Raw genomic sequence first — 16,644 nt, 5'->3', positions numbered from 1 at the left:
ATAGTTATGTTTAGATATTTTACTCTTCTTTGCTGTGTACTCCTGATGGGATGCGTAGATGCAGACTTAGATTTCAACACTCAAGAAGTTCGATTTACTAATGAAAAAGATGGTGTGGTCTTGGTTGGAGAGTTGGTCACACCAGAAGGCGAAGGTCCTTTTCCCGGTGTGGTTTTAGTAGCTGGGTCTGGTGAGATGGATCGCGATCAAAGTTTTCAAGGGCATAAATTCTTCAAAGACGTAGCCATTTATTTGGCGCAACGAGGCATAGCTTCCTTGCGTTATGACAAGCGTGGCGTAGGAGAATCTGGCGGTAGTTTTGCCGAGGCTACTTTAGGTTTGTTTGCCCAAGATGCTGCAGCCGCTTTTAAGTATTTATCAAAACAAGCCAAGATTGGCCAAGTTGGTTTTATTGGCCAAAGTGAAGGTGGAGAAGTTGCACCCCTGGCGGCGCGGGAAGTAAAAGAATGTGCATTTATGGTGCTTATGGCGCCACCAGCCAATCCGCTTGACATTACTATGACCAAGCAGATGGTGGCACATATGCGGGCTAACTATTTTCCACAGTCACAGATAGTGAAACAGACCGCTTTGGAACAGCAGATCTGGCGCTACATTAAAAATGGTGATGATTTGCAGCAGATTGAGCAAAATGTTTTGAGTTTGATCCGCAGAACACATCAGGATAACTATTATTTACGTGAGGTTGCCAATGCAGATCTGGAAGAGGCTTTTTTGAATGAAACCACATTTTTTGTCAACCGCTTGAATCACGATTATTTTAAGACCTACAAAGACTTTGAATTTTACGCTGATATTGATTGTCCGGTATTTGCAATTACCGGCGATAAAGACCTTTTTGTAGTTTATCCGGAGGAGTTTGAACTCTTAAAGACCAAACTCAAGGCCTCTAAAAGTCCATCTGTCACTTTTAAGGTATACCCGAACTTGAATCATTTATTTCAAGTCTGTGAAACTGGTCTGTTTGAAGAAGTCAAAGACATTCCCACTTCCATTGAAAAGCAAGTGGTGGTCGATATAGCGAACTGGATCAAGATCCAAGAACAAACGAATTAGCAGCTTAAGACTAGCTTATATTTTCTTAACTTTCTCAAGCAATTCAATAAGGCTATGAATACGGACAATCTGCTGGTTGCTTACTTTTCTCAATACATGGATCTATCTCCAGAAGAGATCGAGGTGATCAAAAACACTGATATTATTCGAGAATACGCAAAGAACACTGTGCTTTTAGAAGCCGGCCAAGTGGCCAAGAATTGCTTTTTAGTGCTTAAAGGATGTGTGCGTCGCTACTACATTCAAGACGGAGAGGAGCGCATCATGGATTTCTATACAGAGAATGATCCCATCACTCCTGCCAGTTACGTCAGTCAAACACCTTCTGAGTATTATTTGTCCTGCGTAGAGCCTTCGGTGATCTCAAGCGGCACCGATGAGAGCACTCAGGAGTTTATCGCGAAGTTCCCACAATTTGTTCCTATGTTTATCAAGATCGGAGATCAATTGTCGGTCAAGAAGCAGCTGTCCTTTGATAATTTTAAGAATCAATCTCCCGAGGATCGCTACCAACAATTGGTCGCTAGCCGCCCGGACCTGATCAACCGCGTGCCGCAATATATGATTGCGAGCTATTTGGGTATCAAACCAGAATCCCTCAGCAGAATCCGCAAAAGACTTTTTTCTTAAGGATTTAACCTCTTCTTACTCAGTTAAATTCATTTCTTAACCCAAGTCAATGCACAGGCCATGGGCCCAATCCATCTTTGCAGCATTAAATGTTGTAAAAGAAAAAACATGACTGTTGTTAAACTCATTGAACTCATCACAGGAGCCTTAGTGGCTGGAGTATTCTCCATTTTTACTTGGGATGATAAATCAGAACCTTTAGACTTTGATCTCGCTGTAAATCTGCTTCAGGAGCAAGGTGGTTACGCCAACTACAAAGAAACCTTAGCGGCTTGTCCTTTGCTTTTTGAGATCGATCAGCAAGAGCATCAGATCGCCCTAATGTATCGAAATATCAATAGCCTAACAGGCGGACCCGCCCCGAATCCAAACCAAGCTCAGCAGGCTGAATTAGCGAATTATCGTCAGAAAATTGATTCGTTAAAAGCCAAAAGAGAGTTAAACCTCTTGCAATTGAATGACTTGGTCACCACAGAGTATGTAGCCTTTTTAGCGGGTCAATAATGGTTGGCTCAACCTTAATAATCACAAATACTATTTAACATGATAAAAACACAAAATCCAGAACGTTTCCTGTCTCTATTATGGGCCTTTATTTTATTCAATATGATTTTTCGGGATCTGCATCAAATGTTAGCTCCAGGCTATATTGATGAAATGCGAGGCATGCAAATATCAGAAGGTTCCCTACTGTTTTACGGATTCATTTTAGAGCTTCCCATTTTAATGATGCTGCTCTCCAATTACCTAAAACCCAAGACCAACAGGTTTGCTAATATTCTAGTTTCTGTGCTAGTAGCCGGGGGAATCATCAGTACTTTTTTTACTGCGGATGCTGATGATCTTTTCTTTGGCATTGTAAAGTTGATCGCCTTAGGTTTAATTTTCGTAGTTGCCCTTCGATTACCCCAAGGGCAATGATAAGCTTGCTTATTATTACATGGTGTTACCGCAGGATTGTTTCCAAAAGCAAACGATTCTGTAATTTAGCCTTAGCTGAATCAGAAATAAACGATGACCGAAACCAATCAAGCCATAAATCCAGATTACCAAAGCCGATTGAATCGCGTTTTTGATTATATCGATGAGAACTTGGGTGGCGATCTGTCCTTAGAGCGCATTGCGCAGGTGGCCTATTTTTCACCCTATCATTTTCATCGCATCTTTAAGTTTATCACCGAAGAAACTTTGAATGAATACGTGATTCGCAGACGCTTGACCAAGGCTGCGGATGAACTATTGCATCGAGATATAACAGCCTCAGAATTGGCTCAGAAATACGGTTTTAGCGAGGTGTCTTCTTTTTCTCGGGCGTTCAAAAAGTACTTTGAGGTTTCTCCGACGGAATTCAAAAAACAGAACCCAAATAGATTTAGCAAGATAAGTCAACTGCTGCGCAAGAATGGTCAAGCCTATCCTGATGTGGAGCAATACCTTAGCATCATTAAAAATCACAAAAACTGGATTACTATGAATGCTACTATTGAGGTAAAACAAATGCCACAACTACAAACCGCTTATGTAAGTTGCAAAGGTTTGCAAAACTTAGAAACAGCCTATGGACAGCTCATGCAATGGGCAGCACCTAAAGGTCTCATGAATGATCAAACAAAACTGGCAACGGTCTTTCACGACAGCTTTAAGTTCACTGCCCCTGCTGAGGTCAGAATGAGTGCCTCCATACTGCTAAATTCTGATGAAAAACCAGCGGGTGTTGTAAGTACGAGAACCCTTGAACCAGGAAAATGTATAGTAGGGAGCTTTGAGATTGGTTTGGACGAGTTTGAGAAATCTTGGACGGGCCTTTTTGTTTGGATGAATGAGCAGGGTTACACCAAGAATGATCAAGAACCCTTTGAGATCTACCACAACGATTTTAAACAGCATCCCGAGCAAAAGTGCATCGTTGATCTGTGTATACCTGTAGATTAATGTTTAATTTTATAGTGCGATTTTGAACACTCTAAAAACCTAGAGTTTGAGATTGCCAAAGCTGTAAAATTGAATATTAAACTATGGATTATTCGGGCAAGAAAGTACTGATCACAGGAGGCTCCAGAGGCATCGGTAAGGCTACTGCTTTGGCCTTTGCCGCAAAGGGAGCTCAAGTAGGCATCAATTACAAAAGCAATCGAGATGCAGCAGAGAAGACCTTGGCAGAATTGCCAGGGGAAGGGCATAAGCTCTTTGCTTGTGATATCAGCCAGACTGAGGCTCCGGAGCAACTCATCTCAGACTTTGTTGCTCATTATGGACAGTTGGATATTCTGGTAAATAATGCTGGTATTTCTATTTTTCACAATGTGGAAGATACCTTTGATCACTGGAATGAGGCTTGGCAAAAACTCATGCAAATGAACGTGATCACCGCTGCAAATTTGACCTATTGGGCGGCTCAGGCCATGAAGTCCAATGGTGGTGGAAAAATTGTGAATGTTTCTTCTCGAGGCGCCTTTAGAGGAGAACCCGCTAAGCCCGCTTACGCAGCTAGCAAAGCAGCGCTCAATGCCATGAGTCAATCTATGGCAAAAGCATTGGCTAAGGATCAGATATACTGCTATGTGGTGGCGCCAGGTTTTACGGAAACTGACATGGCTAGCAAAACACTAACTGAAGTTGAGCGTAAGGCCCTTTTGGCAGAATCGCCCTTTGGTAGAATGGCGCAACCGGAAGAGGTGGCAAGTGGAATTCTAGCCTTGGTCAACGTGGGTATGGAATATGCCTCCGGAGCTATTTTAGACATCAACGGAGCGTCTTATTTAAGGTCTTAGACCAATAAACGACAAAGCTTTTTTAGCACTATATGATTACAACACAAAAATTAGATAAGCTATCTGCAGTCCTAGAGAATATGCCTGCGGATTGGTTGAATTTAACCACCCACCGTCTGGACATTTACAATGAAAGTCAAGCCAAGGTAGAATTTATCGAGGCTTTCGCTTCCTTGTATCATAAGGATGATGTTACTACCGAAAATTTGGCGGCACTACCCACGGCTTACGACTATATACGATTGGGACATCCTTTGTCTTCAGTCTTGGAATGGGCCATAGCTCAATTAAATGGATTGTCATCAGAACAGGTGATCAGTTTTGCTTCGGCTACAGCTCCTATACTGGCTATTTTACGTACCAATCATTTACAGGGGAAGCAAACTCGAATTCTTTATGCAGATGAATTGCCCACTTCTTTGGACGCTGAAAAGGTCCGATCCGTTTATGGTTTTGATTTTAAATTGGAAGAAGTAGGGCAATCCACAAATATTGATTCCTTTGATGGAAGTACTGTTTTTGTGAGTACAACTAGAACTTTGACAGATTTCAATCTGGATATGCACATTGACTTTGCAGTGAATATTGATGCGCATCTAGGCAGTATTGTCGCTGTGAATGATGAGCAAAATAAACCATACATTTCAGAAATTCAGCATTTCAGAAGACGAGAGACCATAGCCATGACTCCTGCAGATTGCCTCACGGCCTTGAAGGAATTGAATGGGGAATCGGTAGATAGAGTTGTTAGTACTAAACAAAATAAATCCGCAGTACTTGAAACCATCAAAGAGATAACGGGCTCAAACACAGAAGCACTTGTGGCATCAAGCGGACTTTCTATGCAGTATGCCATAATGATGGGACTTATAGATGACGCTCAAAAAACCCATCCTGAAAAACAAATAAAAGTGCTTATTCCGCCGAACTGTTACGGAGGTACTAATGATCAAGCCCGGCGAGTCGCGGCTACTTTAGATCAGGTAGAAATTGTGGATCTGCCCGTAGATGCTGGAAACGATATGGTCAGCAGTGTACATGCGCTCTTGGAGGATATGGCAGCGATTGATGCAGTTCCATATATCATTGCAGAGATTCCAACCAATCCAAGGGTAGAGGTGCCAGAATTAGAAGCACTGAGAGATGCACTAGCTAAAGCTCGGTTCACTCCAGAGGGTAATCCAGCGGTTGCGCCTGTGTTTATCTTGGATCAAACCTTTTGTCCAAACTTTCCGTTTTTAGGAGCTGATGATGTCCTGGCAGACGTTAAAGCGATTGCCTATGTGAGTGGTTCAAAATTTCCAAGCGGAGGACGTTGTACGGCGGGTTATGCCACAGCCAATAACAAAGCCGCTGCTTTGATGGCGCCCATTGGCCGTCATTTGACCCTTTGCGATAATGAGGCAACCGAGCTGCAATACGAGATCTTGGCAGAACAGATGCCTTCCATGTTAGATCGGATTGCAGGGGCCTATAAAAATACACGAGCTTTTGTAACTCATATTGAGCAAGAACTGCCTGAGGCAAAGATCAATTTTGTTTCTGAAGACTTGGCTGCTCAAGGTTTTACACCTTCAGTATTCTCTTTGGATTTGCCCACCAAGGGCGAGACGGAAGCCGAGCGCGAAAGCTATAAAAGAGCCTTGAATCTAAAATTGATCAATTTAATGATCAGTGAGATTCCAAATGAGAGCAAATATTGCGTGAGTTACGGACAATTAAAGGGATGTTATTGGACCATTCCTGCAACCTCCACACAAGGGACTACCAAGGAGGGCGATAAGGACTATATAGTTCGCGTTGCTGTTGCACCAGACTTGGATTTAGAGAAGCATAAAGAAGTGTTTTCTCAGTTTGTCGATAGTTTGAAATAGGATTTTTTCTGTTTGAGATTGACCAAAAAAGGAGACCTGATAGTTATTTGTTGGTTATCTTGGCCTTAAAATTGTTCAATACACAACCACAATCTACCGCGATGAAAATCAGATTAATCATATGTCTATTTACAGTCCTTGGAGCTGTCGCGCCACTGGCTGCACAGATCAGTTCAGAGATTGAAGAGCAAATTGCACTACTGGTAAAGCCGGGATCTCAAGAGGACGCGGTGGTATACATCTTTGGTCAGATTCAAGAAAATCCAGAGGAATTACTCAAGCACAGCAAGAGCTTAGCGGAGCACCTGAATAAGGCTATTGAAACCACAGATTTTCACTATGGAATTGCAAGTCTTACCTTGGAGGTCTGTGGGTCTGATTTCTTTGAACTCACTGCAGAGAGTGAGCTCAGACTCTCAACTTTCAATGCAGAATTCAGAAAAAATCTAAGACAGGCAGAAGACTATCACGACTGGATCTGGGATGATGAGGTCTATATGGATGCGCGCGCCAATTCCTGCATCATTATGGATATTCTTGGATTCGGTAAAACGCAAGCCTCGCTTGAGGAGCTTCAAGAATCCTTGAGCTATTATGTAGACAACAGGCCTAAATATTTTGCAGTTAGCTCTTTGACGCTGCGCGATGAGCAAGTTGACCAAAGCCATTTTGAAAGCTTAGCCGCAGATGATGAGACTCGTGGATTGATTCATAGATTCCTCAATGCCGTTAGTAAAATGAGGTACTTTCCTAAGGCCTATAACAATCAACGAGAACTCTCTAAAGCCGATATGGTCAACTGGTTGATCTATCCTACGGAATTGGCCAGAGTACCATCTGAAATTGAACTTGTGGAGATCTTTACGGTTGAATACAGCGACGTAGGTCCTGCTGATTTTTACCTATGGAAATTCAGATCTGATGCTGAGGGTTGGAAGGAAGACGGCTGGATGGCGGGTCTTTCTGGGCCATTTGTACGATCAGAAACTCCAACCATGGATGCTTATGGTTACACCTTCAGTAGTTTTGATCAAATGGATGAAATGTCCCCTCAAGAGCACTTTGACGGTATCATTGAGCTCATTGAGAATTGGAACGAGATGTCCGAGGATTAAATTGATCCGAGATTAATGATCAAGTTCTGAATTCTCGGATAACTTTTTGTAATCTTCCCGAACCGGAGTGAAGATGTCCAAAATCTTACAAGCCGTAATGGAACGTCCTCCGTGGACAACATCGCCTTGAATTAGTACAGGGACGTTGCGAGTGCAAATGCGCGTATCGTCTGCTACGGTAAGTTCAAATTCACCTTCTTGGACCAGAGATATTTGTTCATGCGGATGCGAATGCATTGGGATTGGTTTCCCGGGTTCCACTTCGACATAACTAAACGTATGTGTTTCAGTATGAATAAATCTAGCGTGATAGCCAGGAGCTATTTCAATAGGTTTAATATCACTAAAGTCTCCGAAGGTCATTTTAACTTATTTTGTTTTAACGAAGTTAATTCTTAATTCCCATAAAATTATTTTAAAACCGCACCTTCCTGCGAGGCGTCTGTATGTGAACAAAGATCGGTTCGATGTCGCACACCATGCGGCAGGGCCGCGTGCGACTCAGATTTTGTGAACGGTTTGGCGCGAGTGCGTCAGTTGTTTTTAAGAACGAGCGCCAAAACAGACTGGGAAGGGGCTAGATTTTTTTGCACACTTTTTTCATCAATGGAAAAAAGTGTGAAGAAAGGTATAAGCACTTGTCCTTAAAATAAAAAGCCCGAAGTTTTGACTTCGGGCCCTTTTATATAAAAATAAAATCTTTACGAAACCGCTTCTTTAATGCGTCTTAAAGCTTCTCGAATATCTTGTTCGGAGGCAGCGTATGAAATACGAATGCAATTAGGATCTCCAAAGGCTACACCCGTTACTGTGGCAACATTGGCTTCTTCTAGTAAGAACAAAGAGAAGTCCGTGGCGTTCTCAATGGTCTTTCCGTTGAGGGTCTTTCCAAAGTAAGCGGAGATGTCTGGGAATACGTAAAAAGCACCTTCTGGCTCGTTGGCCTTGAATCCTGGAATGTCGTTAACCAATTCCAAAACCAATTGACGGCGCTCTTTAAATGCGTCGATCATATATTTGATCTTTTCTGGATTGTTGTTCAGGGCATCTATAGTTGCGCGCTGAGCAATACAATTGGCTCCACTAGTCACCTGACCTTGCATTTTATTACAAGCACGAGCGATCCACTCTGGAGCGCCAATATAACCAATACGCCAGCCCGTCATGGAAAAGGCCTTAGATACACCGTTCACTACAACGGTACGGTCATACATATCATCAAAACTCGCCATTGAAGCGTGTTGATCCACAAAATTGATGTGCTCATAGATCTCATCACTCACTACAATGATCTCTGGGTATTTGGCTAAAACATCAGCCAGTGCACGAAGCTCTTCTTTAGAATATACAGAACCGCTTGGATTACAAGGACTGCTGTAGATCATCATACGCGTTTTTGGTGTGATGGCAGCTTCCAAGGCTTCTGGAGTTACTTTAAAATCGGTTTCAATAGACGATGGAATCACTACAGGCACACCTCCAGCCAATTTGCTGATATCGCTGTAAGAGACCCAATACGGAGCCGGAAGCAGAACTTCATCCCCTGGGTTAAGCAATACCATGGCTAAATTAGATAAAGACTGTTTAGCTCCTGTAGAAACTACAATCTGTGCTGGATTGTAGTGCAAACCGTTATCGCGCTCAAATTTGGTGATGATGGCTTGTTTCAAATCGCCATAACCGTCAACAGGAGTATAGGAATGATAATCATCCTTAACGGCTTGGATGGCCGCATCCTTTACAAATTCTGGTACAGTAAAGTCTGGTTCTCCTAAAGATAGACCAATGATGTCCTTTCCTGATTCTCTCAACTCACGGGCCTTAGCCGCCATGGCCAAGGTGGCAGAAGTTGCCATTTGCGTGACGCGATCTGATAGTCGTTGTTGCATATTAAACCGAGTATGATGGTTTCATGCCCATTTCCTTTAGGTGTCTAAAGTGGGCCATTAGCGCTTTGCGCGTTGTTTTGTATTCAAAGTAAGGCAGGTTGTACTCCTGCGCTGTTTGCTTCACGATCTTCGCAATATCATTGTAATGGATGTGGCTGATGTTCGGGAAGATATGGTGTTCCACCTGATGGTTCAATCCGCCAGAGAACCAATTGATGATTCTGTTTGTTGTCCCGAAATTCACGGTGGTAAAAAGTTGGTGAATTGCCCAAGTGTTCTTCATGTTGCCTGTGTCATCTGGTAATGGCATGTCTGTATCTTCTACAATGTGCGCCAATTGGAAGATGATGCTCAAGATCAACCCAGCCACATAGTGCATGATAAAGAATCCAATAAGGATCTTCCACCAAGCAATATCCATAAAGATGATCGGCAATACGATCCAGATAGAAACGTAGATTACCTTAGTGATAACCAAGTTGCTCCACTGCTTGAATTTCCCCGGGAACTTTCCGTAAGATAAGCCGCGCGCCAAATAGCGTTTGGTTTGCATGAAATCTGCAGTAAGCATCCAGTTGAAGGTCAATAGCCCGTACAAAAACACACTGTAATAGTGCTGGAATCTGTGGTGCCTGTGCCATTTGGCATGCTTAGAGAAGCGTAGAACACGCCCGGCTTCCATGTCTTCATCATGGCCGTGAATATTGGTGTAGGTGTGGTGCAACACATTGTGCTGTACCTGCCAGTTGTATACGTTACCTGCCAAAATATAGATACTACTACCCAAGAGTTTGTTCACCCACTTTTTAGAGGAGTAGGACCCGTGATTGGCGTCGTGCATTACATTCATACCAACCCCGGCCATGCCGATCCCCATCAGGATGGTAAAAAGTAGTTGTGCCCAGGTGGGGAAATCTAGGGTCAACAATAAAAAGTAAGGCGTCAAATACAAGGAGAACATGATCACTGTTTTAAGGTGAAGCTTCCAATTACCTGTTCGGGCAATGTTGTTCTCTTTGAAGTAAGCGTTTACGCGCTTGTTAAGGGTTCGGAAAAATTTCGCGGAATCGACTCTGGAGAAGGTTACTTGATTCGTGTTCAAACTATTCGCGTTTTTTTGTTTTGAAGTAATATAACAAGTTGTAAAGATAAAGATTGTATCGATTGGGTGGAACTCAAAACTTCAAGAAATAATAGAAAATGTAAATTTGCACAGCGATTTCTATTATGACTGATTATAGCCTTCATTTTTCGAGCCTTTCTGAGCAACAACTAGAACAGCTAAATGCATTACAATCTCTTTACGTGCATTGGAATGCGCAGATCAATGTGGTTTCCAGAAAAGACATTGACGAACTCCCAGTGAGACACGTTTTGCACAGTCTGGCCATTGCTAAGATCCAATCCTTTAAACCTGGGAGTCGTGTTTTAGACGTCGGTACTGGCGGAGGTTTTCCAGGAATTCCACTGGCCATACTTTTTCCTGAGGTGGAATTTACTTTGGTAGATAGTATTCAAAAAAAGATCAAAGTAGTCAATGAGGTTGCTAAGGCCTTAGAACTAGAGAATGTCACTGCCAAAGCGATGCGCGCAGAACAGGTGGAAGGGCAATTTGATTTTATTGTCAGCCGAGCGGTAACGCGTATGGAACGATTTGTTCCTTGGGTAAAGAACAAAGTGAAAAAGCAATCCAATCACGAACTGGCGAATGGTATCTTGTATTTAAAAGGCGGTGACCTAACTGAAGAACTCGCTCCTTATCCAAAGGCAACCATTCACTCCATTGCAGATTTTTATGAAGACCCATTCTTTGAGACAAAAGCAGTGGTGCATTTGCCATTAAAAAATTAATCTGGGCTTACAATGTTAAACCGAAAATGAGATGAAATTGTTACAAGCGATGCTCTTTTTGCAAATCATAGCAGCGCTACGATTAAGAAAAGGAAAGAAGTTTGGGGTAATTTCATACATTTTTTAGGTGATAGTGGAAGCCAAGATTGATTTTACAGTATAAGCCATAAAAAAAGCCGCTACTAGAGCGGCTTTTTTATTGATACCTAATCGATTTATCCTAAGAAAGGATAACGATAGTCCGTTGGAGAAACAAAGGTCTCTTTCACCATACGTGGAGATATCCAGCGGTACAGGTTAAGTTTGCTTCCTGCCTTGTCATTGGTTCCACTTCCGCGAGCACCTCCAAATGGCTGCTGCCCAACAACAGCCCCAGTTGGCTTGTCGTTGATATAGAAGTTACCAGCGGCGTTCTCTAAGATCTTTACGGCAGTTTCTAAAGCGTAACGATCTTCTGAGAATAGAGCTCCAGTTAAGGCGTATTCACCAGTTTCATCAACCAAGTGCAAGGTCTCTTCCCAAGCATCATCCTCATAAACGAAAATGGTTACTACTGGGCCGAACAATTCCGTGCACATAGTAGTGTATTTTGGATTGGAAGTCACGATAACCGTAGGCTCAATAAAGTATCCTTTGGATTTGTCGTAGTTTCCACCTACAATGATCTCCGCATTAGCGTCTGCTTTTGCTGCATCGATATAAGAAGCTAATTTGTCAAATGAGCCTTCGTGGATCACCGCGGTGATGAAGTTGCTCATATCTTCTGGAGAACCTATTTTAAACGATTTTACGTCTGCAATAACTTCCTCCTTAACCGCTGGCCATAGGCTCTGCGGAATATAACAACGGCTCGCAGCACTACACTTTTGCCCTTGGAATTCAAACGCTCCGCGGCTGATCGCCGTACTTACTTGTTTTGAATTTGAGGATTTGTGCGCTACAATAAAGTCCTTTCCGCCGGTCTCCCCAACAATACGTGGGTAAGTTTTGTAGTTGAAAATATTTTCTCCGATCTGCTTCCAAAGGTTTTTAAATACGTGGGTTGATCCCGTAAAGTGAAGTCCGCTAAAATCAGGACTGTCCAATACAGTATTGGTGATCATAACAGGATCTCCGTATACCACATTGATCACGCCGTCAGGAACTCCAGCTTCTTTAAATACGTCTACAATCACTTTAGCAGAGAAGATCTGGCTATCAGAAGGCTTCCAAACCACCACATTCCCCAGGAGCGCGGCACTCGCAGGAAGGTTCCCAGAGATCGCTGTAAAGTTGAATGGAGTAATGGCGTAAATGAACCCTTCCAAAGGACGATATTCCAAACGGTTCCAAGCTCCAGAAGTAGACTCTGGCTGCTCCGCATAGATCTCCGTCATGAATTGCACATTAAAGCGCAAGAAGTCAATGAATTCACAAGCAGCATCGATCTCTGCTTGGTAAATGGTCTTGGATTGTGCCAACATGGTTGCGGCGTTGATCTTAGCGCGATATGGCCCCGCGATCAATTCAGCAGCTCTTAAAAAGATCGCTGCACGCTGTTCCCAAGGCATTTGTGACCAAGTTTTGCGCGCCTCTAAAGCACCGTCAATGGCCGATTGCACATTGGCTTGAGTAGCGCGGTGATACGTTCCCAAGATATGTTGGTGTTCGTGTGGAGGCGACATGGTTGCCGTGTCTCCTGTACGAACTTCTTCACCGTTGATGTACATAGGAACATCAATATTGGCATTGTATAATTCTTTATAAGCTGCGAGAACGGCTTCGCGTTCTGGAGAGCCAGGAGCGTAGTCCTTTACCGGTTCGTTCACGGCTACAGGTACCTCGTAGAATCCTTTTCCCATAATTGATCGATTACTGATTTTTGATTTCTGCAAATTTACAAAATTTCATCCCCTTTTCTGTGAGAAAGCCCGGGCGAAACAATTCGCTAAAAATGCTAAATTGCTCCTTGTAAAACACTGTGGGCAATTTCATGTGTACCCTGACTTTCATACCTAAGAATAATGCTGATTTCAGTTTGGTATCCAACCGAGACGAATCGCCAAAGCGCCAAACCTTGTTACCAGAGGTTTATAGTTTGGAGGCTGCGGACTGTATTTTTCCAAAAGATGCGCTAGCGGGAGGCTCTTGGATTGGTCTTAGCAATAAACAACGTGCCGTCTGTTTGCTCAACGGAGGTTTTGAGCGTCACCCAATAGGTACTTATGGCAGGAGCCGTGGGCTGTTGGTTTTGGACCTTTTACAAGCCGCACAAGGCAAGCAATTACTGGAAAACCAAGATCTGACAGGAGTGGAGCCGTTTACAGTTATAGTTATAGATTGGAAGGATGAATTGAGTTTGTTGGAATGTGTGTGGGATGGACAGCAAAAGCATCTTCAGGATTTGCCTGTAGCACCTCGGATCTGGTCCTCGCGACAACTTTACACAGCAGATGTCGCGGCAAAGCGAGAAGCTTGGTTTGCAGATTTTCTCCGCGAAAACGATTCCCGACTGAATACGCAGTTGCATTTTCACAGAATGGCTGGAGATGGCGATCCTGAGAATGACATTGTAATGAATCGCGGCTTTGTGCGTACTAAAAGCATAAGTAGTATTGACAAACGCGCAGATCGCGTGCAGTTTAGATATCAAGAACTGCCAGAAGGCGCAATCACGCATCATTATTTATAAAATGACAGCATTTAAACAAGACGGTAAATTGATAGCCATGGCTTTTCCGGACACCTTTGTGCGGATGAGCAGTGAGCGCTTATGCCGATTTCTTCCCTTGGTAGGACTTGGAACGCGCTCGCACATCAAGGCAGGTCATGCTGCCTTGGTCTTGATAGAGAATGCTACAGGTAAGGCGCGTTACTATGACTTTGGGCGCTATGTCACGCCAGAAGGACACGGTCGGGTGCGTGGTGCTAATACCGATGCGGAGTTGGAAATTCCTTTTTACGGGCGATTTGATGCCAATTTCAACTTACAGAATACCGAAGAGTTTTTGCTGTGGTTGGAGGCACATCCGGAGAAAACACATGGAGAAGGCCGTTTGTTGGCTTCTGTCTGTGATAAGATCGACTTTAATAGAGCTAAATCGTATATAGATAGTTTGCAGGGCAGAGGCAGTATTCCCTACGGAGCCTTTGTAAAGGACGGCAGTAACTGTTCCCGATTTGTAACAGAGACCCTTTTAGCTTCAACTCCAGATCCAAAGATCATCAAACGCTTGAATCGCAATAAGAAATTTACCCCGAGCACGGTCGGTAATGTGGAGCAAGCCGCGACAGAATCTTCAGTATATCAAGTGCATGAAGGAAAGATCGAAACTTTTAACGGCACGGCTTTTAAAGAGAATCTCAAAAATTACTTCGATAAAAAACACACGCATGCCGCTAGTTGTGAGACCTTAGAAGCGCCCCATGAGAAGGCGCAATTGCTTACGGGGATTGGCAGTAGTGCTTGGTTTGATCTTCAGGAAGGTCCAACAAGATCACAGTTTTTGATCAACCGATATAACGAGAAAAAAGTGCGAGATTTTTCGGGAGTATTTACTGCAGACGCTCCTTTGGACGTGCAACAGCCGTATTCTTTTATCTACGATTCCAACTGTGAAAAATGCACTGTGGTTCAGCAGCAGCAAGAGATCACCCTACGAGTACACGAACGTATTTCTTTTTAATTTACAGCAAAGGGAGCGCTGAGCTCAAAGCGGGGAATGATCACTTCAAAGGACTTCGCGTTGGAGAAGTTTACCATTTCATAATTGCCTTGCATGGCTCCAATAGGTCCAGATAATAAACAACCCGAGCTGTAGGTGTGAGTTTGTCCGGGTTGAATGATGGGTTTTTCGCCAATAACGCCTTCTCCAAAAACAGTTTCTGGATGGTTAAGGGCGTCAAAAATGAACCATTTTCTGTGGGTGAGCTGAACCACGTCTTTGCTGTGATTGCTAATACTGACCTCATAGGTGAACGCAAACTGCATCTTGTAATTGCGGATATACGCGCCCTCATATCGGGAGCGGACCGCAACTTTAATGCCTTGTGTTATTTGTTCTACCATGATTCAAATCTAATAGGTTGCGAAGCTAATGGCAAAGGCCACAAATGCTCCGAACGTAGCTAAAGTAAAGAATACCCAGTTTAGAATAATAAATTTAACAATAGTTTTAATTCTTCCCTGTTTGTAGAAATTTCGCATCGCCTTGTAGAGATAGAATAAGAACAATAGAGTCGCAAACAAAGTGGCTAGGCCTCCGTCGTAATTATCCGTCAAAGCTGCAACGATGAGGTCAATAAGCATGGCTATTCCGTAGAGCACAAAGAACATGGTCTGAGTATGGAATAGAAATACCATATGGTCGGTATAGGTGTATTTTCTTCTCAAGTAAACCAGCCAGACAAACAAAGCAAAGATTGGAATAAAGAAAAAGATCACAAAAGGGAGCTGACTTAAGAAGTATTCCAATATTTCTCCCGGACCTTCATTGCTCATAGTTTCCGCATCGATCGCTTTTCGATAGATCCAGCGGTGATAGGAATTGTCGGTATGTTTTAAACTATCTAAACCGATTCGCGGATTTTTAATGCCTGTTTCATCATTGAAGTCCGCATAAAGGCGCCCGCGTTCATACATGGCATTAAAGAAAGGAAGTGTGTCGTAATCTTCCTCCGCCATATAGCGGTCTTTGTAGGTTTTTTTGGTTTTAGCACTGTCACGTTGCAGTCTTCGTCGCTCCAAGAGCGAATCCAGAGAGATGTTCGCCTTGTCTTTGGCTTTTATAATAGAATCCAGTTCTGCCATATTGGCTACCGGAATGCCGTCAACTGTGATTTGGCCAATACCGTTTTCCAATTGCTGCTCAATAAGGTCTCGATCACTGTTGATGTTCATATCATCAAAGTTGGCGATCAGCCCTAAGGTGATGAAAAACAGGATCGAAATACTCAGGTAGAACCTAAACGGATTCACATATTTCATGCGCTTTCCGTTGATAAACTCCCGAGACATAACTCCTGGCTTAAAAAGCAAGGTTTTTATAGAAGTGCGGAAACGTGAATCGTAATTGATGATGCTGGAAAAAAGCTCCTCAAAGAAATCTCCAACCGTGAGCTTTTTGGTGCTGTTCATCTGCGCGCAATAGGAACAGTAAACGTCCGTGAGCTTTAAGGGGTGGCCGCAATTGAGGCATTCCGTAGAACGGTACTTCTCGCTTTTGCGCCCCGTGTATTTTACAGGTTTAGAATCCTGTTTGCTGACTTCATCTGGGTGCTCATCCTCCGCGGGATCAAAACTGACTTCTGTCGAATCCTCAGTATTTTCTGGAACGCTCGGAAGTTGTTCTTCAGAACTGTTTTCACCCGATAGGGCATCCTCGTTAAGCGGATCGTTTGGATTTTCGTCAGATGGCAGCATACGGTAAATATAAGGAGTTCACCGTATTTTCTCTAG

17 protein-coding genes are annotated in these 16,644 nt (G+C 43.2%); 11 read left to right on the top strand and 6 right to left on the bottom strand.

Annotated features, from left to right (window positions below):
• Window positions 1-6 precede the first annotated feature (6 nt).
• The 8 genes from POW22_RS11340 to POW22_RS11305 all read left to right on the top strand — a co-directional run bounded on the left by POW22_RS11340 (window position 7) and on the right by POW22_RS11305 (window position 7,467).
• Window positions 7-1,077 carry an alpha/beta hydrolase family protein gene (locus POW22_RS11340; RefSeq protein ID WP_272832803.1) on the top strand — a complete coding sequence of 357 codons (1,071 nt, stop codon included), beginning with the start codon at window positions 7-9 and terminating at the stop codon, window positions 1,075-1,077.
• A gap of 54 nt (window positions 1,078-1,131) precedes the next feature.
• A complete protein-coding gene (locus tag POW22_RS11335; protein WP_272832802.1) occupies window positions 1,132-1,707 on the top strand; it encodes a Crp/Fnr family transcriptional regulator in 576 nt (191 codons plus the stop codon).
• Between the two features lie 108 nt (window positions 1,708-1,815).
• On the top strand, window positions 1,816-2,211 hold the full coding sequence (locus POW22_RS11330) for a hypothetical protein (RefSeq protein WP_272832801.1): 396 nt from the start codon (window positions 1,816-1,818) through the stop codon (window positions 2,209-2,211).
• Window positions 2,212-2,250: 39 nt separating this feature from the next.
• Window positions 2,251-2,628, top strand: a complete 378-nt coding sequence (locus POW22_RS11325; protein WP_272832800.1) for a DUF6326 family protein — start codon at window positions 2,251-2,253, stop codon at window positions 2,626-2,628.
• A gap of 93 nt (window positions 2,629-2,721) precedes the next feature.
• Complete coding sequence (locus tag POW22_RS11320; protein ID WP_272832799.1) at window positions 2,722-3,639, top strand: AraC family transcriptional regulator; 918 nt, start codon at window positions 2,722-2,724, stop codon at window positions 3,637-3,639.
• Between the two features lie 83 nt (window positions 3,640-3,722).
• Window positions 3,723-4,478: an SDR family NAD(P)-dependent oxidoreductase gene (locus tag POW22_RS11315; protein ID WP_272832798.1), complete on the top strand. Its 756-nt coding sequence runs from the start codon at window positions 3,723-3,725 to the stop codon at window positions 4,476-4,478.
• Between the two features lie 32 nt (window positions 4,479-4,510).
• Window positions 4,511-6,352 carry a PLP-dependent aminotransferase family protein gene (locus POW22_RS11310; protein ID WP_272832797.1) on the top strand — a complete coding sequence of 614 codons (1,842 nt, stop codon included), beginning with the start codon at window positions 4,511-4,513 and terminating at the stop codon, window positions 6,350-6,352.
• A 101-nt stretch (window positions 6,353-6,453) separates the two neighbouring features.
• Window positions 6,454-7,467 carry a hypothetical protein gene (locus POW22_RS11305; protein ID WP_272832796.1) on the top strand — a complete coding sequence of 338 codons (1,014 nt, stop codon included), beginning with the start codon at window positions 6,454-6,456 and terminating at the stop codon, window positions 7,465-7,467.
• A 12-nt stretch (window positions 7,468-7,479) separates the two neighbouring features.
• Here the strand turns inward: POW22_RS11305 and POW22_RS11300 are convergent, their stop codons facing one another.
• From POW22_RS11300 to POW22_RS11290, 3 genes are all read right to left on the bottom strand, one after another.
• A complete protein-coding gene (locus POW22_RS11300; protein ID WP_272832795.1) occupies window positions 7,480-7,830 on the bottom strand; it encodes a cupin domain-containing protein in 351 nt (116 codons plus the stop codon).
• A 338-nt stretch (window positions 7,831-8,168) separates the two neighbouring features.
• On the bottom strand, window positions 8,169-9,356 hold the full coding sequence (locus POW22_RS11295) for a pyridoxal phosphate-dependent aminotransferase (RefSeq protein WP_272832793.1): 1,188 nt from the start codon (window positions 9,354-9,356) through the stop codon (window positions 8,169-8,171).
• A gap of 1 nt (window position 9,357) precedes the next feature.
• Window positions 9,358-10,458, bottom strand: coding sequence for a fatty acid desaturase family protein (locus tag POW22_RS11290; protein WP_272832792.1), 1,101 nt, complete (start codon window positions 10,456-10,458; stop codon window positions 9,358-9,360).
• Between the two features lie 125 nt (window positions 10,459-10,583).
• On the opposite strand from POW22_RS11290, the gene rsmG reads away from it, so the two are divergent.
• The gene (gene rsmG, locus POW22_RS11285; protein WP_272832791.1) at window positions 10,584-11,207 is read left to right on the top strand and encodes a 16S rRNA (guanine(527)-N(7))-methyltransferase RsmG; all 624 of its coding nucleotides are present in this window, start codon (window positions 10,584-10,586) and stop codon (window positions 11,205-11,207) included.
• A gap of 215 nt (window positions 11,208-11,422) precedes the next feature.
• On the opposite strand, the gene pruA is transcribed toward rsmG, so the two are convergent.
• The gene (gene pruA, locus POW22_RS11280; RefSeq protein ID WP_272832790.1) at window positions 11,423-13,048 is read right to left on the bottom strand and encodes an L-glutamate gamma-semialdehyde dehydrogenase; all 1,626 of its coding nucleotides are present in this window, start codon (window positions 13,046-13,048) and stop codon (window positions 11,423-11,425) included.
• Window positions 13,049-13,179: 131 nt separating this feature from the next.
• Here pruA and POW22_RS11275 point away from each other — a divergent pair, with 131 nt between their 5' ends.
• Window positions 13,180-13,878, top strand: a complete 699-nt coding sequence (locus POW22_RS11275; RefSeq protein WP_272832789.1) for an NRDE family protein — start codon at window positions 13,180-13,182, stop codon at window positions 13,876-13,878.
• Window position 13,879: 1 nt separating this feature from the next.
• A complete protein-coding gene (locus tag POW22_RS11270) occupies window positions 13,880-14,872 on the top strand; it encodes a DUF6695 family protein (protein WP_272832788.1) in 993 nt (330 codons plus the stop codon).
• Here POW22_RS11270 and apaG read toward each other — a convergent pair.
• Both apaG and POW22_RS11260 read right to left on the bottom strand, forming a co-directional pair.
• The gene (gene apaG / locus POW22_RS11265) at window positions 14,869-15,255 is read right to left on the bottom strand and encodes a Co2+/Mg2+ efflux protein ApaG (protein ID WP_272832787.1); all 387 of its coding nucleotides are present in this window, start codon (window positions 15,253-15,255) and stop codon (window positions 14,869-14,871) included. The two genes, POW22_RS11270 and apaG, sit on opposite strands and share 4 nt — an antisense overlap.
• Before the next feature lie 9 nt (window positions 15,256-15,264).
• Window positions 15,265-16,608, bottom strand: coding sequence for a DUF3667 domain-containing protein (locus POW22_RS11260; protein WP_272832786.1), 1,344 nt, complete (start codon window positions 16,606-16,608; stop codon window positions 15,265-15,267).
• Window positions 16,609-16,644 lie beyond the last annotated feature (36 nt).

The organism is Gilvibacter sediminis, from assembly GCF_028561565.1.
GTDB lineage: Bacteria > Bacteroidota > Bacteroidia > Flavobacteriales > Flavobacteriaceae > Gilvibacter > Gilvibacter sediminis.
The sequence above is the reverse complement of the archived record's forward strand: the minus strand, read 5'-3'. Positions and strand labels throughout refer to the sequence as shown.

What these genes read in the sequence shown, in the direction of transcription:
- POW22_RS11300 (WP_272832795.1), bottom strand. Translation starts at nt 7,830, where the DNA reads ATGACCTTCGGAGACTTTAGTGATATTAAACCTATTGAAATAGCTCCT.
- POW22_RS11330 (WP_272832801.1), top strand. Translation starts at nt 1,816, where the DNA reads ATGACTGTTGTTAAACTCATTGAACTCATCACAGGAGCCTTAGTGGCT.
- POW22_RS11305 (WP_272832796.1), top strand. Translation starts at nt 6,454, where the DNA reads ATGAAAATCAGATTAATCATATGTCTATTTACAGTCCTTGGAGCTGTC.
- POW22_RS11335 (WP_272832802.1), top strand. Translation starts at nt 1,132, where the DNA reads ATGAATACGGACAATCTGCTGGTTGCTTACTTTTCTCAATACATGGAT.
- POW22_RS11340 (WP_272832803.1), top strand. Translation starts at nt 7, where the DNA reads ATGTTTAGATATTTTACTCTTCTTTGCTGTGTACTCCTGATGGGATGC.
- POW22_RS11270 (WP_272832788.1), top strand. Translation starts at nt 13,880, where the DNA reads ATGACAGCATTTAAACAAGACGGTAAATTGATAGCCATGGCTTTTCCG.
- POW22_RS11320 (WP_272832799.1), top strand. Translation starts at nt 2,722, where the DNA reads ATGACCGAAACCAATCAAGCCATAAATCCAGATTACCAAAGCCGATTG.
- POW22_RS11295 (WP_272832793.1), bottom strand. Translation starts at nt 9,356, where the DNA reads ATGCAACAACGACTATCAGATCGCGTCACGCAAATGGCAACTTCTGCC.
- POW22_RS11315 (WP_272832798.1), top strand. Translation starts at nt 3,723, where the DNA reads ATGGATTATTCGGGCAAGAAAGTACTGATCACAGGAGGCTCCAGAGGC.
- POW22_RS11260 (WP_272832786.1), bottom strand. Translation starts at nt 16,608, where the DNA reads ATGCTGCCATCTGACGAAAATCCAAACGATCCGCTTAACGAGGATGCC.
- pruA (WP_272832790.1), bottom strand. Translation starts at nt 13,048, where the DNA reads ATGGGAAAAGGATTCTACGAGGTACCTGTAGCCGTGAACGAACCGGTA.
- POW22_RS11310 (WP_272832797.1), top strand. Translation starts at nt 4,511, where the DNA reads ATGATTACAACACAAAAATTAGATAAGCTATCTGCAGTCCTAGAGAAT.
- POW22_RS11275 (WP_272832789.1), top strand. Translation starts at nt 13,180, where the DNA reads ATGTGTACCCTGACTTTCATACCTAAGAATAATGCTGATTTCAGTTTG.
- apaG (WP_272832787.1), bottom strand. Translation starts at nt 15,255, where the DNA reads ATGGTAGAACAAATAACACAAGGCATTAAAGTTGCGGTCCGCTCCCGA.
- POW22_RS11325 (WP_272832800.1), top strand. Translation starts at nt 2,251, where the DNA reads ATGATAAAAACACAAAATCCAGAACGTTTCCTGTCTCTATTATGGGCC.
- rsmG (WP_272832791.1), top strand. Translation starts at nt 10,584, where the DNA reads ATGACTGATTATAGCCTTCATTTTTCGAGCCTTTCTGAGCAACAACTA.